General features: G+C 36.3%; 13 protein-coding genes and 2 riboswitches. Of the genes, 10 read left to right on the forward strand and 3 right to left on the reverse strand.

Annotation, left to right across the window (positions count from 1 at the left end):
• Positions 1–22 precede the first annotated feature (22 nt).
• Positions 23–1888, forward strand: a complete 1866-nt coding sequence (locus ACK4M9_RS19740; protein WP_409854379.1) for an anaerobic ribonucleoside triphosphate reductase — start codon at positions 23–25, stop codon at positions 1886–1888.
• Positions 1888–2337, forward strand: coding sequence for an anaerobic ribonucleoside-triphosphate reductase activating protein (nrdG, locus tag ACK4M9_RS19745; protein ID WP_409854363.1), 450 nt, complete (start codon positions 1888–1890; stop codon positions 2335–2337). The genes ACK4M9_RS19740 and nrdG overlap by 1 nt, the downstream gene beginning before the upstream one ends.
• 185 nt (positions 2338–2522) lie before the next feature.
• On the opposite strand, the gene ACK4M9_RS19750 is transcribed toward nrdG, so the two are convergent.
• Positions 2523–3569 (reverse strand): S8 family peptidase, encoded by a 1047-nt coding sequence (locus ACK4M9_RS19750; protein ID WP_409854381.1) that lies wholly within the window; start codon positions 3567–3569, stop codon positions 2523–2525.
• Between the two features lie 471 nt (positions 3570–4040).
• On the opposite strand from ACK4M9_RS19750, the gene ACK4M9_RS19755 reads away from it, so the two are divergent.
• Complete coding sequence (locus ACK4M9_RS19755; RefSeq protein WP_409854364.1) at positions 4041–4919, forward strand: class I SAM-dependent methyltransferase; 879 nt, start codon at positions 4041–4043, stop codon at positions 4917–4919.
• Positions 4920–5050: 131 nt separating this feature from the next.
• Here the strand turns inward: ACK4M9_RS19755 and ACK4M9_RS19760 are convergent, their stop codons facing one another.
• A complete protein-coding gene (locus ACK4M9_RS19760) occupies positions 5051–6217 on the reverse strand; it encodes a cyanophycinase (RefSeq protein WP_409854366.1) in 1167 nt (388 codons plus the stop codon).
• A 387-nt stretch (positions 6218–6604) separates the two neighbouring features.
• On the opposite strand from ACK4M9_RS19760, the gene ACK4M9_RS19765 reads away from it, so the two are divergent.
• A complete protein-coding gene (locus ACK4M9_RS19765; RefSeq protein WP_409854367.1) occupies positions 6605–7090 on the forward strand; it encodes a hypothetical protein in 486 nt (161 codons plus the stop codon).
• Positions 7091–7417: 327 nt separating this feature from the next.
• Positions 7418–8614 carry an enoyl-ACP reductase FabV gene (gene fabV / locus ACK4M9_RS19770; protein ID WP_409854369.1) on the forward strand — a complete coding sequence of 399 codons (1197 nt, stop codon included), beginning with the start codon at positions 7418–7420 and terminating at the stop codon, positions 8612–8614.
• Between the two features lie 265 nt (positions 8615–8879).
• Here the strand turns inward: fabV and ACK4M9_RS19775 are convergent, their stop codons facing one another.
• The gene (locus ACK4M9_RS19775; protein WP_409854371.1) at positions 8880–9389 is read right to left on the reverse strand and encodes a spore coat protein; all 510 of its coding nucleotides are present in this window, start codon (positions 9387–9389) and stop codon (positions 8880–8882) included.
• Between the two features lie 269 nt (positions 9390–9658).
• Here ACK4M9_RS19775 and ACK4M9_RS19780 point away from each other — a divergent pair, with 269 nt between their 5' ends.
• From ACK4M9_RS19780 to ACK4M9_RS19800, 5 genes are all read left to right on the forward strand, one after another.
• Positions 9659–10609, forward strand: a complete 951-nt coding sequence (locus tag ACK4M9_RS19780) for an AAA family ATPase (RefSeq protein ID WP_409854382.1) — start codon at positions 9659–9661, stop codon at positions 10607–10609.
• Positions 10609–11838: a DUF58 domain-containing protein gene (locus tag ACK4M9_RS19785; RefSeq protein WP_409854372.1), complete on the forward strand. Its 1230-nt coding sequence runs from the start codon at positions 10609–10611 to the stop codon at positions 11836–11838. Before ACK4M9_RS19780 ends, ACK4M9_RS19785 begins: the two co-directional genes overlap by 1 nt.
• Positions 11822–14077 carry a transglutaminase TgpA family protein gene (locus ACK4M9_RS19790; RefSeq protein ID WP_409854373.1) on the forward strand — a complete coding sequence of 752 codons (2256 nt, stop codon included), beginning with the start codon at positions 11822–11824 and terminating at the stop codon, positions 14075–14077. Before ACK4M9_RS19785 ends, ACK4M9_RS19790 begins: the two co-directional genes overlap by 17 nt.
• A gap of 157 nt (positions 14078–14234) precedes the next feature.
• Positions 14235–14336, forward strand: a riboswitch (purine riboswitch).
• 438 nt (positions 14337–14774) lie between these two features.
• The gene (gene guaA, locus ACK4M9_RS19795) at positions 14775–16313 is read left to right on the forward strand and encodes a glutamine-hydrolyzing GMP synthase (RefSeq protein WP_409854374.1); all 1539 of its coding nucleotides are present in this window, start codon (positions 14775–14777) and stop codon (positions 16311–16313) included.
• Positions 16314–16458: 145 nt separating this feature from the next.
• Positions 16459–16560, forward strand: a riboswitch (purine riboswitch).
• Positions 16561–16725: 165 nt separating this feature from the next.
• Complete coding sequence (locus tag ACK4M9_RS19800) at positions 16726–18039, forward strand: NCS2 family permease (RefSeq protein WP_409854376.1); 1314 nt, start codon at positions 16726–16728, stop codon at positions 18037–18039.
• Positions 18040–18436: the final 397 nt, after the last annotated feature.

The raw sequence follows: 18436 nt of genomic DNA on the forward strand, positions 1-18436 counted from the left end.
AATGAATGATCGCGAAAAAAATGTGTTAAAGGGGAAAGAAATTATGCAGGAGTTAATCGATGCTTTTAAGGAAATTATTGGGGGAAATGAAGATTTATTGCGAGAAAATGCCAATGTCGATGGGAGTTCGCCATTAGGAAAAATGAATAAATTAGCATCTGAAAGCGGGAAATGGTTTGCAAATCAATTCTTACTTTCAGAAGAAGTAAAAAAAGCATTAGATGACAACATCTTATATATTCATGATCGAGACTATTACTCTACTGGGACAACGACTTGCTGCCAAATTCCATTAGACAAACTCTTGAAAAAAGAATTTAACACAGGACATGGGACAATCCGTTCACCTAAATCAATTAAAACAGCAATGGCGTTAGCCTCAATAATCTTTCAATCAAATCAAAACACACAGCACGGCGGCCAATCCTACCAAAAAATTGATTATGATTTAGCGCCGTATGTGAAACTTACTTATGAAGCATTTTGTCGGAAATTTTCAACGCTTTTGGGGAAGTTTGTGACAGTAGAAGAGATTGAACGGTTAGCTTGGACTGAGACAAAAGAAGAAACATTTCAGGCTTGTGAAGCTTTTATCCATAACGCCAATAGCATGCATTCACGAGGTGGGGGACAAGTTCCATTTGTTTCGATCAACTTCGGGACCGATACCTCAAAAGAAGGTCGCTTAGTAACAGAGCAACTATTAAAAGCAACTAAGCGTGGATTAGGAAATGGTGAAACACCGATTTTTCCAATTCAAATCTTCAAGGTGAAAGAGGGTATCAATTTTCATGAAACAGATCCGAATTATGACTTGTTTCAATTAGCAATTGAAACAACAAGTGAAAGGCTGTTTCCAAACTTTAGTTTTATTGATGCCCCATTTAATAAACAGTACGATAACGGAACACCAGAAAGTGAAGTCGCCTATATGGGCTGCCGCACCCGGGTGATGAGTAATATTAATGGACCAGAGAATTCTGTTGGTAGGGGTAATCTCTCATTTAGTACGATCAATCTTGTAAAGTTAGCATTATTAGCTAAAGGTGATGTTAATGCGTTTTTTATAAGCTTGGACGAGGCGATTATAACGACAATCAAGCAATTATTAGAAAGGTTTGAGTACCAAGCAAGTAAAACAGTTGGTGAGTTTGGTTTTTTATATTCGCAAGGTGTTTGGAAAGGGAGCGAACAGTTAGAGCGACATGATACGTTAAAAGAAGTTTTAAAGCAAGGGTCGCTAAGTGTCGGCTTTATTGGACTTGCTGAAGCACTAACTGCTTTAATTGGGAAGCACCATGGGGAAAGTACGGAAGCTTGGGAACTAGGAAAACGAATTATTGCACATATGAGAGATCGAACTGATGAAGAAACAGAGCAAACTCGCTTAAACTTTGGTGTGATCGCAACTCCTGCTGAAGGTCTATCAGGGAAGTTTGTCAAAGCAGACCAACAGCAATTTGGGATGATTGAAGGAGTTACGAATAAACAATATTATACGAACTCGTTTCATATTCCAGTGGACTTTTCGATATCAATCTTTAAAAAAATAAAGCTTGAAGCACCATTCCATCATTATTGTAATGCAGGTCATATTACTTACATTGAGTTAGACGGCAATGCGAGAGAAAATCTAAAAGCCATTCAAAAAATTGTTGAAGAGATGAAAGATAATGGGATAGGCTATGGATCGATTAATCACCCGATCGATCGTTGTACGACTTGCGGTTATAATGGAATTATTGGTGACAGATGTCCAAGTTGTAATGAGGATGACACTGAAAAGATTGAGCGAATTCGCCGTATCACCGGTTATTTAGTCGGCGATTTGAAGCGTTGGAACAGAGCCAAGCGTAATGAAGAAAAAAATCGAGTCAAACATCGCTAATGAAAGTATTATCAATAATTCACGATTCGATTGTTGATGGCGAAGGACTCCGAACCGTAATTTTCTTTGCTGGTTGTCCGCACCACTGCCAAGGCTGCCATAATCCCGAAAGCTGGAATTTCGAAAATGGCCAAGAATATTCTGTAGAACAACTTGTATCTGAAGTCATTTCAAACCCGATCAATGAAGTAACCTTTTCAGGTGGCGATCCCTTTTATCAAGCCAAAGAAATTATCATACTAGCAAAAAAGTTAAAAAGTCTGGGGAAAAATATTTGGGCTTACACCGGCTATACATTAGAGGAACTTTTGTTTCGTAACGATGAACATGAACTTGCCTTATTAAGAGAAATTGATGTATTAGTAGATGGTCCCTTTATTCAATCACAACGAAATTTATCGTTACCCTTTAGGGGTAGTAATAACCAAAGGATAATAAAACTTACTTAATTGTTTTATAGAATCCATGTTTACTAGTCTGTATAAATCAAATGCGAACCCAACTAATTGTAATTGAAAAATAGTAAAAGTTATAAATCTAATCCTTTATACCGGAATAAATTTACCTTATAAATACTTGGAGGCTGGGATAAAAGTGTCTGACACTTTTATCCCAGCCTCCTGGTTAAGTATTCTTAGTAAGCCGCACGGGAGGCATTTACTACCCCACTACCAAAATAAAATGAATTTCCAAGTGGTGTTGCTGTATCTTTAAGTCTTTGTCTAATTTGAGCATTTGATGCCCATGGATACTGGCTCTTAACTAAAGCTGCAACTCCAGCTACATGTGGACTAGCCATTGAAGTACCGTTTTGAGAAACGTAACGGTTTGATGTATAAGTACTTAATACATTCACACCTGGAGCCATAATTTCTAGCTCACTCCCGTAGGTTGAGAAAGATGCTCTTCTATTATTAGAATCGACGGCTCCTACGGCCATAACAGAACTGTATCTTGCAGGGAAGGAAATCCCTTGTGTACCTGTATTACCAGCAGCGGCAATTAATAAGATTCCTCTATTATAGGCGTTATCAGCTGCCTGACGTAAAGCTGTAGATCCTGTTGATCCTCCTAAACTCATGTTTACGATATCCATTTTGTTTGTAATTGACCATTCTATTCCTTGAGCAATAGCACTAAGCGAGCCGCTCCCGTTTCGATCTAATACTTTAACAGCGTAAAGGTTTACTGATGGAGCGACACCAAGTACACCATAACTGTTATTTTGTGCTGCAACTGTTCCTGCGACATGTGTCCCATGACCATTAAAATCTTGATAACTTGATTCACTGCTAATAAAACTCACTCCACCGGATATTCTTAAATCTTCGTGAGTGGCAATCCCTGTATCAAGAATGGCTACTCGAACTCCATTTCCAGTGTTACCCCAAGAATGTACAGTAGGTGCGTTGATATGGTTTATGCCCCAAGGTACCGTTTGTGTTGCCGTGACTTCTTCATCCTTTTCAACATAGGCAATGTTAGGATTTTTCTTAAGTGCTTCAGCGGCTTTTTCTGGAAGCTTCACATGCAGTACAGGCATGTATTGATACTCATGTAGAACTTCACCACCAGTATTCTCAACAACACGTTTATTTACTTTTTCATGAAAACCTATCAAATAGTCGTGTTTCTCAACACCTTTGCCATTAGAGCTAGCTCCAACGGATGAAAAGATCATCGTAAACGCCAACAAAAAACTTAACACAACTCCAATTAACTTAAATTTTCTCAAAACTTTAAACCTCCTTATAGTTTTATATTGTAACAATTTCATAATATTCTAATAATGTAGATTACTAAAACCGGCGTAATTAACTATTTTTAGTCATATATGTTTGTTTTTCCTTAGTTTTCTTTAGTTTTCGACTTATAGATGATGTTAATATTAATAAACTAATATTATCTAGAACGATTAAGTTCGGTGCTATTGATTAAAGTACAATTGACGATCTAAATTGCACATGATAAAGTAAGATTAGTAACTGGTAAATATTTCATGTTCATACATGTGAAATACTTAACAAATTAATTAAATCGGAAGAAATAGAAGCTGGTTACTAAAATAATTATAAAGAGGGTGATAGCATGTTTATTTTACAATTTAGGGGAATTATTTTTAAAAATGCTAAAAAAGAGAGGGAAAATAAATATGTTACAAAATCTGATAAAGCAAAACAAAATCAACTTTGACCTTTTAGAAGTAATTACAAAAAAACCAAATCCTTTTACTCCTGGAGAGGAAATGTTTTGGAACGATCCGTACATCTCAGAGCAAATGTTGACTGCTCACATAAACCCAAACATCGATGCAGCCAGTAGAAAGAAGGAAACTATAGAAAAGACTGTTAAACATATTACTTCGTTTACTAGGTTAAAAACAGATAGTAGGTTTTTGGACTTAGGTTGTGGGCCTGGTTTATATACAAGTCTTTTGGCTGAAAATGGATTTCGGGTAACAGGGATTGATTACTCTAATAGATCTATTAATTATGCAAAAGATCAGGCAAAACAAGCAAGCCAAGAAATCAATTATGTATACGGAAATTATTTAAATATTGATTTTGATAAGGGGCAAGATTGTATCACTTTAATCTATGGAGACATTTGTGTACTATCTCCTTATGAAAGGGATATACTTATAAAAAAGATTTATGAAGCGCTTGTTCCAGGAGGATATTTTATTTTTGATGTAACAACGAGGCAACACCGAAATAAAGAAGGCATAAAGAATAATTGGTATGTTTCAGAAAATTGTTTCTGGAGAAAAGATAAACATTTTGTATTAGAGATGGGGTTTGATTACCCAGAAATTAATGTTTATTTAGACCAATATGTTGTAGCTGAAGAAAATGGTCGTATTTCTATATATCGAAACTGGTTTAATGATTATTCAAAAGAAGATATTATTGCAATTGTTACTTCGGTAGGCTTTGAGATAAAAGATATCTGGAGTGACTTAATGGGTTCAGAATTTTACGATGATAGTGATTGGATAGGCATTGCTTGTCAAAAGCCGATCGCTCTATAATCCGTTATTAGGAACAAAACTGCTTCAGTGGTAAATAAAAACAAGTAGCACAAACCAAGGTCGGGGTCTGTGCTACTTGTTTTTTTATTGTGAATTCCTTAAATCATATAGCGCTCATGTTTATTAGTTGCTTACCTCCAGGTTACGCCAACAATAACATTCTCCGCGGTATATTTTTGGTTTGAATAATAGCCTTTTGTAGATGAGTTTTTTTCAAACCTTATGGTGAACCTTGGATTTCTTTCGCGAGTTGACCCAAGATTAAATGAAGCTGTTTGATCAACTAATCTTGTCACGGATTTAGTAGTTTCGTATGCCGCAAATACATCGTTGGAATCATAGTAACCACTGTAATATGGTGATGTAATTAATCTTTTCGTCGACGTTACTTGTTTTGTACTTAAATTAAAGCTATCTCCAGAGGTTAAATAATGCAGTCTAAATCCGGCTGCGTCAAAATTTCTACTATTATAAAAGGTAGCTTGTGATGCATCCGTAATAAATACCCCTCTTTCACCATATACCGTTGCAACATTTCCATTCACATAGAGGGCCGTATTCTCATCAACCCCATAACCGTACGTTTTATTTAAGTCCCTAACAGCTACCAAGACGCGCCCGAGTCTTCCGCGAGCATCGAAGTGGGTATCTGTTACGGCATTTGTTAAAAAGCCAAATCCTCTTTCCGAGTATGAAAGCATATTATTTAATCTCAAATAATCATAGCTTGTGCCGCCCCCATACATAGGATTTGATTGGACATGAGCACCGGCACTTGTACCTGCAATCACTCCACCGTTATTAAATTTATTTCTTACAGCTGTCATAAGGGGTGTATCAGAGCCGTTACTTCTTAATAATGCAGTTGCATGTCTAGTTTGGTTTCCACCATTAAAGAAAATAAGCTGTGCACTATTTACGATATCAATATTCGACTGCTTGTATGCTTCAGTTGAATAATTATCAATTGAGATTGGTACCCAAACAGGGTCGAATCCGTAGCTTGAGAAGAGATTTTTATAGGAGAGAGAGCCTGTTATGTCTACATGATAGGCATCATATGACGCTTGATGGTTAAAGGCCCCCGTAGTGAAAACAGCAACTTTTGGTCTACCTCCACCAGCAGCAGCTTTCATTGCGTTAAAGACCTCAGCATTGTTATCTGACAGTGCGCCACCAATGAGAAAGACCTTACCATTTCCACTATTAGCCTGAACTTTTTCCGATAGCTGGGAGACTGTAACACCTGAGATAGTAAGAGCAATGATCAAAAGACAGACAAAAATACGCTTTAACATTAAAAAATCACCCCTTAAGATTTTTGTGGACTTATCATTTCAAATGCAAGAAAGGAGCCAATAATGAACTGAATATTAATAATATTCATACTTATTAGTCTAATTACTTATGCGTATAGAAATAAAAGTATTTATATATATTAACTACTTTTATTAGGAATCTAATAATCAACGGTAATGGAGGAAAGATGGTGTTAAAAGGTTATTATTGGGTACACATTTGGTTGTGAAAGGGTGTAGGGGAAGAGTGTTTATTATTTATTTAGTTATTCCTCTTCATCTCTCCATTAATTATAAAGTAATGTAAAAAATGGTTTTGACAGAAATTTCAAACAGATTTATAATTATCACGTTAACACCATTCATGACACGAAAAGAGGAAAGAATATGAACAACAAAAAGGTCATATCGATATTACTAGGTATTATCCCACTATTATTCTTAGGGTATTATGCGTACCAAAATTTATCAGGTAATACTGATTATATGCTCACATACTTAGAGGAAACATATGAAATCAAGTATGAGTACAATCTATTAGATCAACAAGGATATCAGATTGAAGATCAGGAAGAATGGTTAGTCTTTACACGTGATGTTTTCATTCCGTCTTTAGAGAATATTATTGCTAAGTCTGAGGCATATGGTCATGCGATTGAGAAAGAAGAGTTAAGAGATATACACAGCATTTATGATCAAGCACTTAGAAAACATTTAGAAGCAGAAAACGCTTGGCTGGCAGGAAAAGAAGACGAAGTTGTTAAGCTTTATGAAGAATTAGATAGACTCCACACAGAACATGAAGAAGCTTTAGATAAGCTTGCGACAAAATGGGGAGTTGAAATCGAATGGGAAGATTTAGAAAGTCAATAAGGTAAAAAGAAATGAGGCTGCCCCATGGGTAGCCTCATGTTTCATTTATAACACAACGCCGCCGTTGACACACAAGGAAAATAATTATAGTGGTTATGGGGAAGAAATTTGACCCTGTTCCGATCATACTTAATGTATAAAGTGTCTATGAACAAAAATACTTATATAGTCAGTAATGCCTTATAAAAATATTATTGTGAAAAGATGAGCAAAGAAGTGTATAATTTGAATGAAAGTTACGATATAGGGGGTACAATAACTGCGGAATTATTGAAGGAATAGCAAGAGTTATACCACCGAAATAAGATTATTACTGGAGATGAAGTCATGATTATAGCAAAAAAGATAACTGGAAACGTTTCAAGATCTGCACACCCAATTGGTTGTAAACAAGCGGTTCTTGAGCAAATAAACTATGTGAAAACACAAGGAGAATTTGAAGGACCGAAGAAAGTATTAATTTTAGGAGCCTCTTCGAGTTATGGATTGGCATCTCGTATCGCATTGGCTTTTGGTTGTCATGCTGATACGATTGGAGTGTCTTTTGAACGAGGAATTTTTAGTGAGGAAAAGCTTGCCACAGCAGGTTGGTGGAATAATATTTTTTTCAAACAGGAAGCTGAAAAACAAGGACTTATTGCGAAAAATTTCATCGCGGATGCGTTTACAGATGAAACTAGGGATGAAGTCATTCGCTACATTAAGGAAGAGTTTGGTGGAAAAATAGATTTGTTGATTTATAGCTTAGCCGCACCGAAAAGGAAAGACCCTGCGACAGGAGATGTTTATAGTTCTGTAATAAAGCCTATTGATGAACCTTTCAGGGGGTTAAATATTAATATAGAAACTGGTGAACTATTTGAACAACAGATTGAACCAGCAACTGAAGATGAAATTAATCAAACTGTAAAAGTCATGGGTGGAGAAGATTGGGAACTTTGGGTGAGGGCCCTTCACCAAGAAGATGTCATGGCAGAAGGTTTTAAAACGACTCTATACTCATACATCGGTCCAGAAGTAACGCAACCTATATATGGGAAAGGGACATTAGGGTGTGCAAAGCGGCATGCTGAGGACACAGCGGAGAAGTTGAATACGTTTCTACAAGATGTAGTAAATGGAGAATGTATCGTTTCTTCTAGTAAGGCTGTTACGACGAAAGCAAGTGCGGTTATTCCTACATTTCCTCTTTATGCAAGTGCCTTATATAAGGTGATGGTAGAGAAAGGGTTACACGAAACGCCAATTATGCACAAAGTACGCTTCTTTAGAGATATGCTTTATGGAAGTAAGCGTGAAATCGATGAAGTAGGTCGGTTAAGGCCAGATAATTTGGAAATGAGTGAAGATATTCAAAGTGAAGTTAAAACAATTATAGCACAAATTACTCAGGGTAATTTTAAGGATATAACGGCATTTGATCTTTTTAGGGAAGAATTTTTGCAAATAAATGGTTTTAATATAGATGGTGTCGATTATGAAATCGATTTAGATTTAGAGGAGCTTAAACAGCTCCAACCATAACAGGTACGATATTAAAAAGAGGGCGACTCAAAACTAAGTGTCCGTAAGCTCAAGGGTAATATATAGAATGTGGATATCGATCTTCTTTCTATATAACGTAAAAGCTTGAGGTGAGCAGACACTTAGGAGTCACCTTCTTTTTTGTATATAAAGACTAGAAGATGTTGCTCGATTACCTTGAACGTGCCTCTATAATTCGTAAAAATTTTACAGCGAAGGGAAAGGAAATCCAGCTAGGTAAAAAAGGTTGGCCGATATTGATTCACTACTTAAGTGGTTGTGCTAGTGCCTTTTCAGCTAAGTTAAGGTCATTTTTTAGCATTTGATCAAGATCATATGCAGGATAGTAACTTCTTTCATGCATATATTCAAAAACCTTTGCATGCAAATCAATCGCCTTATTTAAGTGCTGTTTTAAAGTGTTTCTGACAGCTGGTGTTGCTGTTTCGGTAATTGCAATACTGTAATTTCGGACCGACGTTTTGCAAAATGCTAATAAGTCACCCGCGTAAAATGCAGTTTCATCATTTCGGAAAGAGCGGTCTGCCTTTGGTGCTAAATTATAAAATCTAATAAGTTCACGAATGTTCATGCTTAAACCGTCAACCGCTTCTTTGTATAGTTTTTTTAGCTGTTGGCACTTAATTTCTGGGTATGTTTTTTTTAGCTTCATAAGTCCAATCGCTTGAAAAGCGACTAATTCATGAATTTCTAAAGTCTCATGCCAGGCGAGATGTTTCGGTCTCACACCTTTTTTCGAATAAGTTTGTTCCATTTTTTTTGCCTCCTAACAAAATTTTCTTTATACAGTATTCGTGTATTTTAAAAGGGTAATTTGTCTAAGCGAAAATGGGTTTTAAGCCTAACTTGAAACCTTTTTTTCAAAAATAACGTCAAATATATTACCAATTAAAACACTCTCAAAAAATTACTACTGTAAAAATAAAGAAAAAATGTAATAGAAATGTTATGATTAATTAGAACAGTGAAAAAATATATTGATAGATTAGAGGAGGTCTTTCTTTGCAAGAAAATCAATCGTTTATGGTGAAACATCCATTAATAAATAAAGTCGTAGAGAACGTCGAACAGGTTGTAGTTGGCAAGCGGAAAGAGGTTACTTTGAGTTTGATCGCCATGCTTAGTGGGGGACATGTTCTGTTAGAGGATGTACCAGGTGTCGGGAAGACAATGATGGTAAGAGCTATTGCAAAGTCGATTGGAGCGAACTTTAAACGAATTCAGTTTACACCTGATTTATTGCCATCAGATGTGACTGGTGTATCCGTATATGATCAAAAAACAATGGAATTTAAATTTCGACCAGGGCCAATTATGGCAAATGTCGTCTTAGCCGATGAAATTAACCGTACGTCGCCTAAAACGCAAGCGGCTCTTCTTGAAGCTCTCGAAGAAGCAAGTGTAACTACAGATGGTGAAACGCGGCAATTAGAGAAGCCGTTCTTTGTTATGGCGACACAAAATCCAATTGAATACGGTGGCACATATCCCCTTCCGGAAGCGCAATTGGATCGGTTTTTATTTAAGTTTAAAATTGGTTATCCTTCTCACCAAGAGGAGATGGAAGTGTTGAATCGTGTTGAAAAACAGCATCCGATCGAAAAAATAGAGGCTGTACTTTCATTGGATGATTTATTAATTATGCAAAAAGAAGTTACTGAGATATATGTCGATGAATCTATTAAATCGTATATCATTTCAATCGTGAATGAAACAAGAAATCATAGTTCGGTTTATTTAGGAGCAAGTCCAAGGGGCTCAATTGCGCTAATGAAAGCAGCTCAATCTTTGGCATTTATTCAAGGTAGAGAATACGTCATTCCTGATGACATTAAATTTTTAGCGCCGTTTGCATTAGGACACCGTATCATCTTGAATTCTGATTCGAAGTTTGCCAATGTCTCAACTAAAGTAGTCGTAAATGAGATCATTCAACGAGTGAAAATTCCAGTTAGGAAAGAAGCTGTTCGCTAATGAAAAAAAATCGGCCGATGTTAAAGGTGATCATCCTTCTTGTTATTATGATATCAACCTTTGTATATGCGATGTTCCAAGGGGGATTTGTTAGCTGGTTTTTGTTTTATTCAACGTTACTTGTACTTTCTATTACGTCTATCTATGCGCTAATGCCTATTGGTAGTGTTGAGGTTACTAGGAAGGTTAATGCCGAAAGGTTAGTTTCTGGAGAAGATTTGAGAGTAACTATTACACTTTCTCGTAATTATCCTTTTCCGTTTTTGTTCTTTATTGTTGAGGATGTCATTCCTGATGTATGGAGGCTTAAAAATAAACATATCAACTCCAAACAAATCCTATATCCTTCATTTGATAAAAGGCTAGTTTATTCATATACGATTAGACAGCCGAAACGTGGAGAATATCAATTTTCAACAGTGAAAATTCGAACAAGTGACTTATTTGGCCTGTTTACAAAAGAGAAGGAAGTTATCGTAAAAACAGAAGTTGTTGTATATCCTAGCTTCGAGGAACTTAATAATTGGAATGTCTACAATGAAAATGAAGCTGAAGCATATATAACCTCACAAAGAATAATTGAAGATGTGACCTCAGTTGCAGGTTCAAGAGAGTATGTACCTGGCGATCGTTTAACGAGTATTGATTGGAAGGTAACAGCTCGAATTAATAAACTAATGACAAAAGAGTTTGAGGAATATTTAGGGCAACGTTTCTTAATCGCCCTTGATTGTTCGATTAAAGGTAAAGAAGATGCTTTAGTGTTTGAAAAAGCAGTTGAACTGGCGACATCGTTTACTGTTCATAGTTATAAACAGCATTTTCACCTTGGCTTACTTTCCATTGGTAAAGATGTGAGTCGTTATCCAATTCATTACGGTGAAATCCACCAAAGTAGTATGTTAGAACATTTAGCTAAATTACATTTTCATTTAGGGAATGGATTTGACTTTGTTTTTGTTAATGAAATTAATAAAATTACGACAGACACAATTCTTGTGCTTATCACGACACGAATTACAGATGCTATGATCGAAAACGTGCGAAGGCTAAAGAAAAAAAGGGTACAAACAGCATTTTGTTTAGTGACAGGTTCTAGAAAACTGACTCTAAACGAACAAAATAAATTAGCGCTAGTTGCAAAGCTAAATGTCCCATATTATGTTATCGGTAAAAATAGCTTCAAAGCAGATTTGCAAGGAGGTGAAGCTGTTGCTAAAAAATCGTAACATCTTCTCTTTGCAAATGATAGTACTGTATAGTTTAGCTTTTATTGTGTTATGGGAATGGCTACGCCCGCTACCAGATATTACGAATACCGGGAACTTGCAAGTATTTATATGGTTCACGATTTTTTGTTTACTCTTAATGTATATTCGGCTTGTTAGTTATGTCTCAGTTCCAATCATTTTCATTGCGATCATGTATAGTATCCATTCAACTTTTTTTGAAGGATCTTTTCTTCGCGAAGGTTTCGCAACGTTGTTGTGGTTTGGCGAAGATTTAGGAAAGAATATTCGCTTTTTATTTAGTAATAATATGAATGCTTTATCCTTTGAATTTCGAAGTTTTCTCTTATTTTTAGTGCTAGCAATTATTAGCTATTTAATTCATTATTGGCTTTGTCATTTAAAAAAGATCTTTCTCTTTCTGTTAATTTCAGTCATTTATGTAACGGTTATTGATACCTTTACGATCTATGATGCGACTTATGCGATTATTCGGCTTGTTGTCGTAGGCTTTCTACTAATGACGATCTTATATAAACTACGATTGGAAGAGCAAGAGCAAGTAACTACTGATGAGTTTAAAGGGAAATCTTGGGCGAATACACTGACATTTATTATTGCCTTTGTTGCTGTTATTTCTTTTTTCGCGCCTAAATTTGCGCCTTATTGGCCTGATCCACTTCCGATGGTAAAGGGAGCGATAAATGGTGAAGGGACAGCTACAGTTCGGACAATAGGTTATAGCCAAAATGATGAAGTCTTAGGTGGTGGTTTTCTTCATGATGGTTCAATTGTGTTCACTGCTACTGCGAAAAAAGGCCAATATTGGCGTGGAGAGTCAAAAGAGATTTACACAGGAAAAGGTTGGCAGTCTGTAGATCACCAATTAGATAAAACATTTCGCTATAGTGACTTCTACGATAGTAATGTTGCTGTGCAGCTTTATGAGCAAATGGTTCCAAAAGAACAGAAGGAAACGACTATATCGATGGTTGACGATAACCGCTATTGGCACTTCTTTTATCCAGGAGAGTTAGTAGAAATAGATAACGATAAAGTTAGTTTTTACTCCTCGGATGACTTTCGTTATTTGATCGATTATGTGAGTGGAAAGGTTGGTACGACAACAGGCACTGATGGCAAACCGTTGTTTTTGAAGGAGTATACGCTAACTTACCATACTCCCCAATTTGTTATTGATGAATTAAAGGGGACGTCAAAGCTTGACCCGGAACATATTCGAGAGGTTTATCTGCAATTACCTGATATACCGGATCGTATTGGAGGGTTGGCTCGCCAAATTACTGACAAGTACGACAATCGTTATGATAAAGTAAAGGCAATCGAAGGTTACTTTTCTAGAAGTGGTTTTGAGTACGAGACGACAGACGTTGCTATTCCTGGAGATGGTCAAGATTATGTTGATCAATTTTTGTTTGAAACTAAAAGAGGTTATTGTGATAATTACTCCACGTCGATGGTGGTTATGCTCCGTACCTTAGATATACCTGCTCGCTGGGTCAAAGGGTTTACCCAAGGTGAAATGGTTGAACGGCTCGGTGAGTATAATAAATACCAGATATCGAATGCTAATGCTCATTCTTGGGTAGAGGTTTATTTTCCTGACAGTGGATGGGTGCCCTTTGAACCTACTAAAGGTTTTAACCATACATTTGAATTTGTAGAGGGACAACAAGAAACTGATAATGTTGACATTGATAATAATAATTCCCAGGAAGAAGCTGAAAGACGGGAAAGGGAGCAAGACCCTGAAAATCCTTTTTTACCACTAGAAGATGGGGTGGATTCTCCAAGTGGTAGTGATCCATCTGGTGGGGGCGGGAAAAAAAGTGGGTTAAAATCTCTACAATTTCCATTTAAAATAGTTTTCGGTCTCATTGTGATGATTTTAATCGGCTTTTCCGTTTATAAAAATCATCAAAAACTTATTACTTTATGCTTCTTGTATTTATATAAGTTGAAATCTAACGATGACAATGTTTTTATCAAAGCATATGAACGACTGTTGTGGCTTTTAGAATTGAATGGACATAGACGGAATGTCGATGAAACTTTAAGAGAATACGCTAAGCGGATTGATCGTTCATTTTCTACGAATGAGATGGAAGTATTAACACTTCATTACGAAAAACTGTATTATGGTAATGCCAAAGACGAGCATAGTTGGAAAGAAAAAATGCCACTATGGGAAGTCTTAGTGAAGAAGTTGAGTTCTTAACCGATTTTTATTGATCAGTGTGTCATTATCTACCTGAGTTTATGTTTAGTAGAATGTAAAGGATGGACAATTTTTTACTAACATAAATCGGCTTGGGTCTAAAAAGGACTCTTGCACTTTTCATAGTCGGCTGTTACAATAATTTCGTACAAAATGTCGAACGTTGTAATATTCCCTTCATATATCCTTAGGAATAAGGCCTAAGAGTCTCTACCGGGTCGCCGTAAATGGCCTGACTATGAAGGCAGGAACTTTTCTTTTCTTTTTATTTTCCTTTTGGGAAAAATATTAGAAAGATAGTTTAAATAAAAAATGATCCTTAGCTCTATTTACGCAAAGGGAATCATTCTTATTAAAACTAGGATTCTGCCTTTTTAGTCATTTACTAATCCTATGGATTATCTATATAGAGTAATCATAATTTGCATAGTAATATAAGCTACTGTGCCATACTTTATTTAGGTGGTTTTGTTGTATTTAGTAAATGATTAGAAGTTGAGACTACTCTATTTAGTAAATAGAGAGGGTTAAACTTCTAAAAAAGGTAAATTCTAGTTTTTTTGTTATATTTTAAGAAGGTTAACCCTTTTAAAAGCGAGCGCTATTGCAGCTAGGTGAGGGTTGGTTATCTTATTAGTGATTTATCTTAGTGCACGTATACGTTGTTGAAAAAAACATAGAGGGTGGAGTAAAGAGGATGGAAAATATCAATGAAAAAATTATTGTTTTAGATTTTGGTGGGCAATACAACCAATTGATTGCACGTAGAATACGTGATCTCGGTGTTTTTAGTGAGTTACATCCTAATACATTAACTGCAGCAGAATTAAAAGAAATGAATCCGAAAGGAATAATTTTTTCTGGTGGACCTAATAGTGCTTATACGCCAGGTGCGCCAAAATGTGATGAAGAGATTTTCGAGCTGGGTATTCCTATTTTAGGTATTTGCTATGGCATGCAATTAATGTCTCACCACTTTGGTGGGAAGGTTGAAGCGGCTAATCATCGCGAGTATGGAAAAGCAATGATTAAGGTTGAAAATGCAACGAAATTATATGATGGTTTACCATCAGAGCAATCTGTTTGGATGAGTCATGGTGACTTAGTAGTTGCCCCACCAGAAGGTTTTGTAGTAGATGTAACAAGTCCTTCGTGTCCTGTTGCAGCTATGAGCGATGTTTCACGGAAGCTTTACGGTGTACAATTCCACCCAGAAGTTCGTCATTCGGAATATGGAATTCACCTGTTAGAAAACTTTGTTTATAAAATTTGTGAGTGCGAAGGCAACTGGTCAATGGAGAATTTCATTGAAATAGAAATGGCGAAAGTGAAAGAACTTGTTGGTGATCGTAAAGTTCTTTGTGCTCTTAGTGGCGGGGTTGATTCCTCAGTAGTAGCGGTACTCATCCATAAAGCGATTGGCGATCAATTAACTTGTATGTTTATTGACCACGGCTTATTGAGAAAAGACGAAGCTGAAGGTGTTATGAAAACTTTCTCTGAAGGCTTTAACATGAACGTCATTAAAATTGATGCTCAAGAACGTTTCTTAAGTAAGTTAAAAGGTGTATCAGACCCTGAACAAAAAAGAAAAATCATTGGAAATGAATTTATTTACTTGTTCCAAGAAGAAGCTACTAAATTAGAAGGAATCGACTTCTTAGCCCAAGGCACCCTTTATACAGATATCGTTGAAAGTGGAACGGCTACTGCTCAAACGATTAAGTCGCACCATAACGTTGGTGGTTTACCTGAAGATATGACGTTTACATTAATTGAGCCTCTTAACACGTTATTTAAAGATGAGGTAAGAAAAGTAGGTTCAGAATTAGGAATTCCTGATGAAATCGTATGGCGTCAACCTTTCCCAGGTCCAGGATTAGGTATTCGTGTTTTAGGAGAAATCACAGAAGAGAAATTAGAGATTGTTCGTGAAAGTGATGCAATCCTTCGTGATGAAATTAAAAAGGCTGGACTAGAGCGAGAAATTTGGCAATACTTCACGGCCCTTCCTGATATGCGAAGTGTAGGTGTGATGGGTGATGCTAGAACGTATGATTACACAGTCGGTATCCGTGCTGTTACTTCAATCGATGGGATGACATCTGATTGGGCTCGAATTCCTTACGATATTTTAGAAAAGATCTCTGTTAGAATTGTTAATGAAGTAAAGAATGTAAATAGAGTAGTGTATGACATTACTTCTAAACCACCCGCAACAATCGAGTGGGAATAAAACACGAACAATAAAAATAAATTTTTAATTAATGTTCGTTTCTATTGTTGACTTTGTCGGATTTTGTTGCTAAACTAAATTTGTTAGCAATAATGTCCCTTTGGGATAATTTCAACACGTAAGCTAGAAGATTTAAATTTATGCTTACGATTGAATTAATATGTTTCGTATATACTCAGGAATAGGGCCTGAGCGTTTCTACCGAGCTACCGTAAATAGCTTGACTACGAAGGAAGTTCATTTTTTATTAAGGTTGCCATAGGTATCTTAGTAATTATGTTATTTTTCTTGTTGTCAAAGCTCCAGGTAGATGTAAATCTCCTGGAGTTTTTTGTTTGTGAAATGGGAAAAATACAAAAGGCTGGAGCTAAAAAAATAGCCCAAAAAAGATTATGAGGAGGAACTACTAAAAATGGATCGTTATTTTGGTTTTAAGGAAAATGGAACTTCGTATCGTCAGGAGACTATCGCAGGTGTCACAACGTTTTTAGCTATGGCTTATATTTTATTTGTTAACCCTCTAATTTTAAGTGCTGCGGGAATGGATCCTGGTGCGGTATTTACGGCAACTGCATTGGCAGCGGCTATTGGAACGTTGATAATGGGTGTTCTTGCAAAATATCCAATCGCCTTAGCGCCGGGTATGGGGCTTAATGCATTCTTTGCTTATGGTGTTGTTCTAGGTATGGGTATTCCGTGGGAAACTGCGTTGTTCGGTGTATTTATTTCGGGTCTTATCTTTATTCTTATTACTGTAACAAAAATTCGTGAAACGATTATAAATGCAATTCCAGCAGAATTAAAATATGCTGCAGCTGCCGGTATTGGTTTATTTATCGCTTTTATTGGTTTGAAAAATGCTGGGATTATCATTCCTGATCCTGCTCAAGCTACAATAGTGGCTTTAGGAGATATTACTTCAGGGGCTCCATTACTTGCGGTTTTCGGAGTGGTTATTACTGTCATCTTTATGGCACGTGGCTATAAAGGCGGTATCTTCTACGGAATGTTAATTACAGCTGTTATTGGAATGGCGACAGGGATTGCTCCAATGCCAGAAAAAGTTTTTGGTGCTATTCCAAGTTTAGATCCAACGTTTGGGCATTTGTTTAGAATTGAATTTTCAGAAGTGTTTACTGTAAGCTTACTAGTTGTCATTTTGACGTTCTTATTCGTAGACTTCTTTGATACTGCAGGTACTTTATACGCAGTAGCAAACCAAGCTGGATTTGTTAAGGATAATAAACTGCCGCGTGCAGATAAGGCGTTGTTTGCTGACTCTTCAGCAACTTCTATCGGGGCGATTTTAGGTACTTCTACTACGACGGCATACATTGAGTCATCTGCGGGTGTAGCGGCAGGTGGTAGAACCGGATTTACCTCAGTGGTAACAGCGTTCATGTTTGTCATCGCTTTATTCTTTTCACCGTTATTAGTTATTTTCATGAATGCTCCAGCAGTTACAGCTCCAGCGCTAATTGTTGTTGGTATTCTGATGTCATCTTCGTTAAGTCGAATTGATTGGAAGAAATTCGAGATCGCAGTACCGTCATTCTTGACAATTCTTACAATGCCATTAACTTTTAGTATTGCAACAGGAATTGCGATGGGCTTTATTATGTACCCAGTTACAATGGTAGCAAAAGGTAAAGCTAAAGAAGTTCATCCGATCATGTACGTGTTATTCTTTGTATTTATTTTATACTTCGTTTATCTAGTAGAATAGATGTAGCTTTGTTACAGAACCTGTGGTCGTAAGACTGCAGGTTTTTCTTCTATATATAGAAGAAGTGCGCTTTAGGTTTGCTGTTGTCTCGAGATAAAATAAGATAGTAAAAAAACTGTTGACGTTTATTTGTCGGAGTGTTATATTAGTTAAGTCGCTGATTTGAAGTGCTGAGACAAAATAATTTTTAAAAGAAAATTGTTGACACACTTTGAGTTATATGATAAGATTAAATTCTTGTTGCTGAGACAAGCTGTTATTAACAACTTTCTCTGTTCCAAGAAAATCGTTCTTTGAAAACTGAACACACAGCCAAGCGAATTAAAGAGATAGTAATATCTCGTCAATGTAACAAAATTTTTTGAGCTATATCAAACACTTTTATGGAGAGTTTGAT

This window comes from Anaerobacillus sp., from assembly GCF_046314235.1.
Lineage (GTDB): Bacteria > Bacillota > Bacilli > Bacillales > Anaerobacillaceae > Anaerobacillus.